At 39.8% G+C, this 12079-nt stretch carries 11 protein-coding genes; 10 read left to right on the top strand and 1 reads right to left on the bottom strand.

Going from position 1 to position 12079, the window contains the following annotated elements:
* From B5F71_RS20440 to B5F71_RS16670, 7 genes are all read left to right on the top strand, one after another.
* Positions 1-182 (top strand): hypothetical protein (locus B5F71_RS20440; RefSeq protein ID WP_204502738.1); only part of this gene is annotated, 182 nt, incomplete at its 5' end.
* Positions 183-471: 289 nt separating this feature from the next.
* Positions 472-849 (top strand): YccF domain-containing protein, encoded by a 378-nt coding sequence (locus B5F71_RS16695; protein ID WP_022039486.1) that lies wholly within the window; start codon positions 472-474, stop codon positions 847-849.
* Between the two features lie 5 nt (positions 850-854).
* Positions 855-1646 carry an inositol monophosphatase family protein gene (locus B5F71_RS16690; protein WP_087212549.1) on the top strand — a complete coding sequence of 264 codons (792 nt, stop codon included), beginning with the start codon at positions 855-857 and terminating at the stop codon, positions 1644-1646.
* Between the two features lie 68 nt (positions 1647-1714).
* Positions 1715-2380: a DUF2461 domain-containing protein gene (locus B5F71_RS16685; protein WP_022039488.1), complete on the top strand. Its 666-nt coding sequence runs from the start codon at positions 1715-1717 to the stop codon at positions 2378-2380.
* Between the two features lie 34 nt (positions 2381-2414).
* A complete protein-coding gene (locus B5F71_RS16680) occupies positions 2415-2870 on the top strand; it encodes a YhcH/YjgK/YiaL family protein (RefSeq protein WP_022039489.1) in 456 nt (151 codons plus the stop codon).
* Positions 2871-2874: 4 nt separating this feature from the next.
* On the top strand, positions 2875-4884 hold the full coding sequence (locus tag B5F71_RS16675) for an alpha amylase C-terminal domain-containing protein (protein ID WP_087212548.1): 2010 nt from the start codon (positions 2875-2877) through the stop codon (positions 4882-4884).
* Positions 4885-4952: 68 nt separating this feature from the next.
* A complete protein-coding gene (locus B5F71_RS16670) occupies positions 4953-6104 on the top strand; it encodes a DUF6057 family protein (RefSeq protein WP_087212545.1) in 1152 nt (383 codons plus the stop codon).
* A 295-nt stretch (positions 6105-6399) separates the two neighbouring features.
* On the opposite strand, the gene B5F71_RS16665 is transcribed toward B5F71_RS16670, so the two are convergent.
* Positions 6400-7257: a transposase gene (locus tag B5F71_RS16665; RefSeq protein ID WP_241148635.1), complete on the bottom strand. Its 858-nt coding sequence runs from the start codon at positions 7255-7257 to the stop codon at positions 6400-6402.
* A 543-nt stretch (positions 7258-7800) separates the two neighbouring features.
* Here B5F71_RS16665 and B5F71_RS16660 point away from each other — a divergent pair.
* From B5F71_RS16660 to B5F71_RS16650, 3 genes are all read left to right on the top strand, one after another.
* Positions 7801-9009 (top strand): ATP-binding protein, encoded by a 1209-nt coding sequence (locus tag B5F71_RS16660; RefSeq protein ID WP_087212541.1) that lies wholly within the window; start codon positions 7801-7803, stop codon positions 9007-9009.
* 12 nt (positions 9010-9021) lie between these two features.
* Positions 9022-9594, top strand: a complete 573-nt coding sequence (locus B5F71_RS16655) for an RloB family protein (protein ID WP_087212539.1) — start codon at positions 9022-9024, stop codon at positions 9592-9594.
* A gap of 101 nt (positions 9595-9695) precedes the next feature.
* Positions 9696-11447 (top strand): hypothetical protein, encoded by a 1752-nt coding sequence (locus B5F71_RS16650; protein ID WP_087212536.1) that lies wholly within the window; start codon positions 9696-9698, stop codon positions 11445-11447.
* Positions 11448-12079: the final 632 nt, after the last annotated feature.

Raw genomic sequence — 12079 nt, 5'->3', positions numbered from 1 at the left:
TTTATCGTGCGATGATTTGGGATGAGTTTTTGAGGCATTTTCGCTTTTGTGATGAGGAAGATAGCGGGCTATCTGACGAAGAACAGGAGCGGAAAGGACCAAAAAATCGTCCAAAGCACACACGAAAACGGATACATCAAGCCAAGAAAAACTTTTTGGAAAAATTCAAAACAGCTTCTTAGAAACTGCTTTGGATTTATCGTGTGTTGATTGGGGAGGAGAGACGCAAAATCTTGTGTCTTTACTATGAGGAAGATAGTGGGGGTATCTGACGAAGAACAGAAACGGAAAGGACCCCCAAATTACCTAGAGCACACACGAAAACGAATACATCAAGATGAGAAAAACTTTTTGGAGAAATTCGAAATAGTTTTTTACCATATTTGTATGCCGATTCAAGGATTATGATAAAACCAGGGAGAGTGGTTGGCTATAACTCCCAAACGCATTAACGGAAAAATAGAATAAAGAATGAGAATCATCGGAAATTTATTGTGGTGGCTCTTTGGCGGACTGGAAGCCGCAATCGGATATTTTACAGGCAGCCTGGCTATTGCCTGTACCATCATCGGTATACCGGTTGCCTTGCAAACATTCAAGATTGGGCTGCTCTGCCTGTGGCCTTTCGGTGCAGAAGTAAAGGATACGGAATCACCTACGGGATGCATTCGTATCCCACTCAACCTGTTATGGATTATTTTCGGTGGGCTAATGGCATGGATTATGCACATTTTCTTTGGCTTATTGCTTTTCATCACTATTATCGGCATCCCTTTTGCCAAACAACATTTCAAGATGGCAAAGTTATCCTTGGCGCCGTTTGGCAAAGATGTGTCACTCAATCTATGAATACAATGATGGATTTAACATTACTTACCGAAAAAGTTCGCGCTGTGGCTATCGAGGCTGGTGCATTTATTCGTGAAGAACGGAAGAAATTCGACTGGAATGCTGTCGAGAAGAAACACGCACACGACTATGTGTCATACGTAGATAAGGAGTCAGAGAAACGTCTCGTATCCAGTCTCAATGAATTACTTCCAGAAGCAAGTTTCATTGCAGAAGAAGGAAGTGTGCCTCAAAACGAAAATGCGCCATATTGTTGGCTGGTTGACCCGCTGGACGGCACCACTAACTTCATTCACAACAATGCTCCCTATTGCGTCAGCATTGCTTTGCGTGACCAAAAGGAATTGCTACTGGGCGTGGTTTACGAAATCACACATGACGAATGTTATTGGACCTGCAAAGGATCCGCTTCGTACTTGAACGGAAACAAGATACACGTGTCACAAGTAAACGCATTGGAAGATGCTTTTATTGCCTTAGGCTTTCCTTACGACTCGGACGCTTACAAGCCCATAGCCATACATTTGGTCGACCGCCTTTATGGGTACGTAGGAGGATTGCGTCTGATGGGGGCTGCAGCAGTCGAGTTGTGTTATGTGGCAGCTGGACGCTTTGAGGCTCGTATTGAGGCTTTTCTGGGACCGTGGGACATTGCAGCAGGTGCTCTCATCCTGCAAAACGCAGGAGGCCAGGTAACCGACTTCAAGGGAGGAAATACGTACCATTCCGGACGGCAAGTCCTGGCTTCCAACGGTAAAACACACACCGAATTGTTGAATATCCTTGGCGAGTGGTAAAATACTTCCGCTTTGTTGGCTTATTTCCAACTTTTTTTGTATGTTTGTGTCACCAAAAAAGAAAGGACATGAACATATCAGAGATAATAGAGTTTCTGAAACAACTGGCGGCGAACAACAACCGAATTTGGTTTCAGGAACATAAGGCGGAATATTTGCATGTACAGGAAATGTTTAACGAACTGCTTGCCGCGCTTATCGCACGTATCGCTGTGTTCGATAAAAGCGTGGCACATGTCCGTCCGCAAGATTGTACTTACCGCATTTACCGCGACATTCGTTTCTCCTCAGACAAGTCGCCTTACAAGCGGCACATCGGTGGATATATTAATGCCAAAGGCAAAAAATCAAATCATTGTGGTTATTACATCCACTTGGAGCCAGGTAATTGCATGTTGGCAGGAGGTAGCTGGTGTCTGCCGGCAAATGTGCTGAAGGCCGTCCGGCAGTCGGTGTACGACAACATTGACGAATTCCGCGCCATTGTAGAAGCCCCTGCTTTCAGACGGTATTTCCCCGTTATCGGCGAAGAGCACTTGAAAACCCTGCCAAAAGGATTTCCCAAAGACTTTCCTTATCCCCAGTATCTCTGTTGTAAGGATTATTCGGTGTCTTATCGGGTATCAGACAACTTTTTTGAAGTTCCCGATTTTTTGGAACAGACTGCTGAAGTGTTTAGGCAAATGAAGCCTTTTGCTGATTTTACTAACTTTACGATAGACGATTTTGAGTAATTTCTATTATCAAACCTTATAAAACGATACGACTATGGTTGTCGACAAACTGGAAAACATGGAAAAATATGTGTCGTTGAACCCGCTGTTCGCCGATGCATTGGCTTTTTTGAAAGCAACCGACCTAAATGCCCACGAATTGGGCAAAATGACTCTGAAAGAAGGTGAACTCACCGTCAACTTTTCGCAAACCCGTCCAAAAACGAAAGAAGAGGCGAAGCTGGAGACCCACAACAACTTTATCGACATTCAAATCCCGCTTTCGGGAGTGGAGCTGATGGGTTACATGCCGCGCACCGACTTGCCCGAAGAAGAATACAATGCGGAAAAAGATATTACCTTCTATAAGGGCTTGGCACCTGACTACCTGACCGTGAAGCCAGGCATGTTCGCCATTTTCTTTCCTGAAGACGCGCATGCGCCCGGCGTAACCCCCGATGGAGTGAAAAAAATTATCATAAAAGTAAAAGCAAACAGATTAAAAGGCTAATACCATGGACGAAGAATTGAATATCATTAAGAACGACCCTTGGCTGGAACCATACAAGGATGCCATCACAGGCAGACACCAGCATGCCATTGACAAGGAAAAGGAACTGACTGGAAAGAAGACCCTGGCAGACTTCGCTACCGGGCATCTTTATTTTGGACTTCATCACACCGAAAAAGGATGGACTTTTCGCGAGTGGGCTCCCAATGCTACTGCTATCTACCTTATCGGTGATTTCAACGGCTGGCAGGAACAACCCAAGTTCAAATTGAGGAAAGTAAAGAATAGTGGAAACTGGGAAATCAATCTGCCGGAAAAAGCCATGAAGCACGGCGACCTGTACAAGCTGAAAGTGTATTGGGAAGGCGGATGTGGCGAACGCATTCCTGCGTGGGCTACCCGTGTGGTGCAGGATGACGAAACCAAAATATTCAGTGCGCAGGTGTGGAACCCAAGCAAACCTTACAAGTTCAAGAAAAAAGTCTTCAATCCCAATATCTCGCCCCTGATGATTTACGAATGCCACATCGGTATGTCGCAGGACGCTGAGAAAGTGGGCACATACAACGAATTCCGCGAAAATGTGCTTCCGCGTGTGGTAAAAGACGGTTACAACTGTATTCAAGTCATGGCCATTCAGGAACATCCTTATTATGGAAGTTTCGGCTATCACGTATCAAGCTTTTTTGCACCTTCTTCCCGTTTCGGAACGCCTGAAGAACTGAAGCAACTTATCGACACAGCTCACCAAATGGGCGTGGCAGTCATCATGGACATTGTGCACTCTCATGCCGTAAAGAATGAAGTGGAAGGATTGGGCAACTTTGCCGGAGACCCTTGCCAGTATTTCTACCAAGGCGACCGCCGAGAGCATCCGGCTTGGGACTCGCTCTGCTTCGATTATGGAAAGAATGAAGTGCTTCACTTCTTGCTGTCCAATTGTAAGTACTGGCTGGATGAGTTCCATTTTGATGGGTTCCGGTTCGATGGTGTTACTTCGATGCTTTATTACAGCCACGGTCTGGGAGAGGCGTTCTGTAGCTATGAAGATTATTTCAACGGCCATCAGGACGACAATGCTATCTGTTACCTCACATTGGCAAACAAATTGATACATCAGGTGAATCCGCGTGCCATTACTATTGCTGAGGAAGTGTCGGGTATGCCGGGGCTGGCAGCACCCTTCGCCGATGGAGGCTACGGCTTCGACTATCGTATGGCAATGAACATTCCTGACTACTGGATAAAAATCATCAAGGAACGCCGTGATGAGGACTGGAAACCTTCCAGCATGTTTTGGGAAGTAACTAACCGCAGAAAAGATGAGAAGACCATCTCGTACTGCGAAAGTCACGACCAGGCATTAGTGGGTGACAAAACCATTATCTTCCGGTTGATAGACGCGGACATGTACTGGCATTTCCGCATCGGCGATGAAAACGGTACTGTAGAACGGGGTATCGCCCTGCACAAAATGATACGCCTGCTTACGGCATCTACCATTAACGGTGGATACTTGAATTTCATGGGTAATGAGTTCGGTCATCCGGAATGGATTGACTTCCCACGTGAAGGCAATGGTTGGTCGTATAAATATGCCCGCCGTCAGTGGCACCTGGTAGATGACCCAACTTTATGTTACCACTATCTGGGCGATTTCGATGCAGCCATGGTACACCTTATCGAAAGTGTAAAGAACATCCAGAAGACTGATGTCATAGAAGTATGGCACAATGATGGAGACCAAGTATTGGCTTACCGTCGGAAAGACCTGGTATTCGTATTTAATTTCAACCCGACCCGCTCGTTCACCGACTATGGATTTCTGGTTCCGAGAGGCGAATATCATGTGGTGTTGAATACAGACAGTAAGGAATTCGGTGGCTTTGGATTTGCTGATGATACAGTAGCCCATTTCACCTGCGCCGACCCGCTGTACGCGAAAGAAAAGAAAGAATGGCTTAAGCTCTACATTCCTGCCCGTTCGGCTGTAGTACTCAAACGCCAGAAATAAACTAAAGGAGGCGTGTCTGGGCAAGTTCCAAGGCACACCTCCTTATTTTACTAGAACCCCGTAGAGATATGAGTGAATACATCCATACCGCATACAAAAAAACTGCTCGCATACAGACTGTCGTATGCGGTCTTCTTTTTTCTGCATTTAGCTTTACCTACCTATATGTCTTCCAGAGCGATATCCTGGAAGCGTTGCATTTTTCATTAGCTCACGGCAAAACACATTTTGCCCCTTTGGCAAGTGCCATTATCATCACCGTTATTTTATTGTTACTGCGCTGGGGTGTCAACAGCCTGCTAGGCTTGAAGGGTAATGTGCGTGCTTTATCTTATTTTCCTTCCTGCCTTATTTTAGGCGCATTGACCGATGTGGGAAAAGATGTCTACACTGGCGGTTACCATACTTTCTGGGGCTGGATGCTCCCGCTTGTACTGATGATTTACATTGCAGTGGCATATTGGCTGCGCCGTATCTTCCGCAATCAGCTAAATCACGAAAACAATCCTATCATCCTTATGAATTGCAATATACTGATAGTGATAGTACTCTGTTTGATGGCTGCGCTTATCGGAAATACCAATCGTGCTTTCCATCACGAACTGGAAGCCGAACATCATTTACGTTTACGGCAGTATCAGCAAGTCTTAAAGGCAGGAGAAAAATCGCTGGATGCTTCCCGGACGTTAACCGTACTTCGTTCAATAGCTCTCTCTCATACCGGTGAGCTGGGCAAACGCCTTTTTACTTTCCCGCAGCATTACCGATCTGGCGGATTATTTTTTGCCGATGACTCCACTCAGACCTATCGCTATACTAACGATTCCATCTATTACCTGCTAGGCGTACGGCCATATGCAGGCGAAAAGTGGCTGACTTTCTTGCAAAACATCTGCTACAAAGGTACGGGAAAATACACAGCTCTAGATTATTATCTCTCGGCTCTATTGCTCGAAAAAGATTTGGATACGTTTGTTAAAGCTGTGAATGACCTCTATGAAATTGAGGAGGAGCTGCCTCGCCATTACAGCGAAGCCCTGTTGATTTATCGAGACTCACATCCCGAATACCCAGTGCAAATAACCGACAGCACCTTGGTCAAACGTTACATTACATACAGGGAACGTCAAGTTGGATTCACCTCATGCACAGAGGAACGGAATAGAATGCACCGTGAGTTTGGCGACACCTATTGGTGGTACTTCGACTACCAGGAATAACCAGATTCGTACTTGTAGAAATTCAAAATAGTTTCTTAATCCTCAAACAGAGCAATAAGAGAGTATTTTTAATTTTTCCGATAAATTTGTTTAGCGGATATGAATCAATGTATGATTGAAAGGTTCAGTATCTGTTTCAGACTGTCTTCCTTTTACGTTCTCCATTCCAAGAAAGTACGGTTTTGGGACGGAAACTATAAAAGGTAACCATACTATTTTCCGCCACGACAATTTTATCGGCTGTTTTTCAGCCGATAAAATAAAATAATAGTCCGTTAAGAATTCAACATATCGGCTAGGCGGCTTCTGCCACTATGCCAAATAGTTCTTTGATAAGTTTAGCATTAAAAGTTCTGTTCGGTTTCAGACCGGACTTGCTAAAAATTCTTTTGAGCATGTAAATATTACTCAGATAGGCCTTTAGCAGTCCAATGGAAAGCGAGGGATAGTATCGTTGGCGCATGACCTTTGCGGCGTTTACCGAGGCCAGTGAAGCATTGAAAGCGAAGTCAAGTTTCCTCAAGTCTCTTGCCTGACAATCATTGAGTCCGGTAAACTGCTTGGAATCCCGAAAGCAAAACTCGATCTGAAATCTTGTACGGTAGTATTCGGTGATGTCTTTAGCCGACATTTCAAGGTCGGTAGAAAAATAAACCTTGTGCCCTCCCGATTCGGGATAATGGACCACGACTTTGATGTTGCGTTTCATTGCCTTTGAATAGGTCTTGACTGAGTAAGCCCTTCCTCCTTCAATGTCGAGAATCTTGCAACGCTGAAGGTCGAGTTTCTCAAAATCAATCTTCTCGCCTTTGATACGCGGCCGTCCCCGCTTGCCTGTGCGGACACCGTCATGTGCATACCACAAGGCGGCATCATCACGCAGGCGGCTGATGACATGAAATCCCAACAGGCAGGCTTCACCCACGAACTTCGCCTTTGAGAACCAGGCGTCTGCAACGACATAACGTGTTATGCGGAGCAACTTGTCCTTGTATTTGCGGAGTACGTCAAGATACCAGTCCACAAGGTTGTAATCTTCGCCTTGCTTTTCCAGATACGCCTTGTCCGGCGTCTGTTCCGCACGCAGCATCATGCAGTCCCGACTGTCAATGTCGACAATGCCAATGCCGAGAATTTCCAGTCCCCGTTTCACCTGAGAAGCACATCCCGACCAGAACTTGCCGATGCAGTAATTGCAAGTTTCTGATTATCAAATGCTTGGAACTCTAAAAGGTACAGGAGTCTAATTTTTTGTCATTTTTAGTCATTGTAACTCATTGATTATTAATGAGTTATATATTGTCACATTCTTTTTGTAAGACAAAGATAATTGTATTTTGTTGAATTTCAAAGTTTTCCAGCAAATAAGTTACAAGAACGAGGTGTTTTTTATCCTTTTTTTAGTGATATGCCATTTTTATCAATGGCGTGCAATATCATGCAAATAGAATAAGTATTTTGGGGGTGTATTTAAATCTTTGTGAAGTAAGATAATATGAAGACTGATGTTGGTTTGTATCGATTTTTTATATTAATGGATGGACTGATTTTTTGATTTAATGATTATATTGACTACGAGTGCAATAAATTCGATAAAAGAGTATCAGTTTTTGATTTTTGCATAAATGATGTAAATATTGAAATCTAATTTGCAAATATAGATATTTACTTATATATTTGTGGAAAAACAGATTATATGATAGCAGAAATTAGATTTAAGAATATGTTCTCATTCAGAGACGAGGCTATATTAAGTTTTGAAGCTGATAGAAGTAAGGATATGGAGTCATATCATGTTGTCGAATTGGGGGGTGATGTGAGACTATTGAAAGTGGCTGTCATTTATGGAGCAAATGCTTCGGGTAAGAGTAATATTATTAAAGTTTGTGATTTTATCAAGTCATTCATTACTTATACCCCACTTAATAAGGCAGAACAAATTCAAATAGTCCCGTTTCTCCTGAATAAAACAAGTTCGAGGCAGTTATCTGAATATTCGATTTCGTTCTACTTGAAGAATGAGGAAAAAGCAGTTCGTTATGTCTATTCTGTAGCTTTAGACAGGTGGCACGTAGCAAAGGAAAGTCTGATCTATTATCCAAGTCAACAGCCTGCTACTATATTTGAAAGAAATACTGAGAATAACGTATCAGTTATTAAATTTGGACAGAAGATCAAAATGTCGCAATCTGTCAAAGAGGAAATAACATTGAAGTGTTTACATAACATGTCAGTTTTTGCTGCTTATATGCAGGTAAATACACATATTGTAGAATTAGAGGCAGTTCTTCAGTATCTAACCAATCGGGTTATGCCGGCAATTGTGCCTGCATCATCTTTAAGTCGTTATGCCGAAGAATCAATCAAGAATGAGTCTGCAAAAGATTATATTTTGAGATATCTACAGGAAGCTGATTTCAATATTTCAAATATTACTTCCAAAGAACAGGAAACACATAAGGGTTCGATTAATTATACTATGTATCAGCATAAAGTTTCATCTGATGATGGTAACAATGATTATTATGAGTTCCCGGAACTGTTTGAATCGGACGGTACTATCCGTACGTTTGGCTTGGCCGCTCAAGTGCAAAAGATTCTTGAAAGAGATGCTTTTCTTGCAGTTGACGAGATTGAATCCTCTCTTCATCCGAAATTGATAGAATACATCATTGAACGTTTTCTAAAAGAATCAGAGCAAGCCCAGTTGTTGCTCACTACACATTATGATGGACTATTAGGAGAAGAAGATTTGCTTAGGAAAGATAATGTCTGGTTTACTGAAAAGAATCCGGACGGATCAAGTGTGCTGTATCCTCTAACAGATTTTAAAGGATTGAATAGGATTAGTTCTCTCCAAAAGGCATATAAATTTGGTAAATTCGGTGCCGTTCCTAATCTATAATCATGTACTTTTATGAGAAAAGCAAGAAAAAATACAGCGACCAGACAGGTTATTCATATCGTTGGTGAGGGTTTGACTGAATTATTCTATTTCAGTCATTTGAAAAAAATACTTGGTTATAGATATTCTATTTCTCCTCGTTTATTTGAAAACAATAGTATTGAGAAAATAGATAAGAAGATAAAGGAACTTCTAGATGAAGATGTCTTTGTAATATGTGTTTTTGATGCAGATGTTAGCAGGCGTTCTGATGCGGAAAATAAAAAAATGGTGTCGCTCAAAAAGAAATATGAAAATAATCCCAATGTGATTCTCTGTGATAGCTTACAGTCAATAGAATATTGGTTTTTACTACATTTTGAAGATACGTGTCGACATTTTCAAGATTCAGCAGCTACAGAAAGAGCATTAAAGCAATATCTGCCAACATACGATAAAACTCGAAAATACCTTGAGAAGGATAAATGGGTTAAAGAAATGCTTGCTGATTCAAAAATGGATAGGGCATGTGCACTAGCCGAAAAATATAAAGGTAGAGATTCTTATAGTGAGATTTATAAGGCGATTAAAAAGCTGAGTGAATAAATGTATGGTTTATGAGAATTTTAATTATAAATGAATGATACTCTCGTATTGAGAATTATAAATAAGGTAAAGAAATAATTTAATTATTCTAATATTGATATATGGGATTTTATAAAGATTCAAATAAATCTGCATTACCAGATATGCAGGTTGCAATAAGTTACAGTGTTTTATATAATGATTATGATAAAGTTGATCCAACTTTATTTATAAAGGACATTCCTACTCTAGCAATATTAAATTTTGTAGTGGAACTACAAAACAAAGTGTTATTTGCGATATCAGATGTTACAACACAGAGATGTATGATACATGAAATGTGTAAATGGCTTGATAGGGAAGCTAGAAAAAAAGCATGGCATTTTTTGCAAAGACATAAATTGCCATTGTTAATGTCTTGTGATACATCTTTTTTAATGTTTCAGTTAGCTTTATCAAATTATGTTCCTTTTGAATCTGATGATAATGAATTAAATTTGTGTGAGGATGAGATGGAAAGAGTATACAAAGCCATTTTATATTGTAATCAAAAATGGACAGATATTGGTTGGTCTGATGATAATAAAGAACTAAGTAGTTCTAAAAAGGACCCTAATTTCCTTGCGAAACTTTCAGTGCGTTTAGATCTGCCAATTGTTGAATTTAAATTATATAAAGATTTTAGGACACAGTTTTATAAAGCTATTCAATTTTTTAAATTTTGCGAGTCTGATTCTACTTTTTCAACTTATTTACCTGCTTTTTATTCAGATCATAAAACAAGACATTGGAAAGAATACCTTATACAACTTTTTAATTTTTTTAATGCATCCCTTAATAGTAAATATATATCATTAGATGATTCTAATAATCCCTTACCAATATCAGTCCATTCTTTTTTCGATCAATTTGTGATAGATACAAATGCGGATAAATTAAATAAACTATGGGGGTGTAATCAAGGCATGGCTTTCCTTCGTAATAAATTCCTTTTAAAAGTTACAGATAAAATATATCTTTTATTAAATGTAAATCTTCTGATAGATAAAATGTATCAAGGGATGAAGTTTGATTTTTTTAGGAGTGTAAAAGACCATAATTTGTTAACTAAAGAAGGAAAGAAATACGAAACCTATCCACAATTTAATAGTGTTTTGGGGACAGTGTTTTCAGAACCTAAGATGTTGTATCCACTTATGCACAAATGCTTTGATCGTATTGCAGATAAATTGATAGAAGGAGAAATCTTTAATGCCAATGGGATGGATGGTGAACCCGATTTTTATATGCGTCAAGGTGATACGATATTTTTGTTTGAATATAAAGATTTGACCCTTGGTGATTCTGTAAAATTTTCACAAGATGAAGAAATTATGAAGCAGCAAATTTTGGAACGAATTTGTTTTGATGGTATTGATTCAAAAGGTAAATATAAACGTAAGGGAGGAGGGCAATTATTGGCTACAATAGATAACATGATTAATAACCATTCTTTTGATCAATATGATAGTGATGTAAATAACATAAAGAATATTTATCCTATAATAATAACAACTGACTCGGCTTTTTCATCTCTTGGAGTAAATGCTTTGGTAATAGAAGAATTTGATAAAATAAAAAAAGAAAAAGGATATAAGTTTGGTGACATATTTGTATATGTTCCCGTTATAATGGATTTAGATATTCTTATAAGGTTAGGTTACATGCTCTCTATAGGGGAGATAAAAATTGAGGATTTAATTAAAAATTATATCATAAATAATCAGTTTAATCTATCTCCTTTTAGTACATATGTTATGGACATGATTTTAAAGAAGCATATTATTACTAAACCTGAAATTAACTTTTTATTTTCTGAAATATTTTGTGATTAATAAAGTTTCATGGATACTTATAATTTATATGATTGTTTTTTGTACGGCGTATAAATATATAAGATTAAAGCGCACATAAGTAAGTTTAAGTGATAGTAAGGCATTCTATAAAGATCGCAGTGGGGGAATTAGTATAATACACTCTTTTCCTCCATTGTATCTATTTATGAATTCATAGCTTAAAGAATTTAAGTTGAACAATCAAAAATTACGCATAATGAAAACACAATACACGAGCGATTATTTGGATTTGATACTAGTATATTTTGTAACAGAATGAAATACATGATACTATCCAGTGACATTCATATTCTCTAAACGACAAGATTACTCCATGGGCAGAATATTGGAAATATTATCTTGTTTTATCGAATACATAGGTTAGACTTTGGTAAACTGAAGTTCCATGAATTTATTCTAATTTGTAGACTAAACAATGAAAATATGGCGGATTTTAAGGAAAAATTTAAAGAATTGATAGAACATACCATAATTCCATCTACTGCTAGTAGCGTTGTGAAAACTACCCACCGTCAAGTTAGAAGTGCAACTCCGCCACCGCCTTCCTCCGTCCTTGGAGCGTAGCGGAAAGGGCGGAGGAAGGCGGTGGAAGCCCGGAATCAGGGTCATCC

Source organism: Bacteroides sp. An269, assembly GCF_002159755.1.
GTDB classification, from domain to species: Bacteria; Bacteroidota; Bacteroidia; order Bacteroidales; family Bacteroidaceae; genus Phocaeicola; species Phocaeicola intestinalis.
This window is presented reverse-complemented; position numbering and strand designations above follow the sequence as displayed.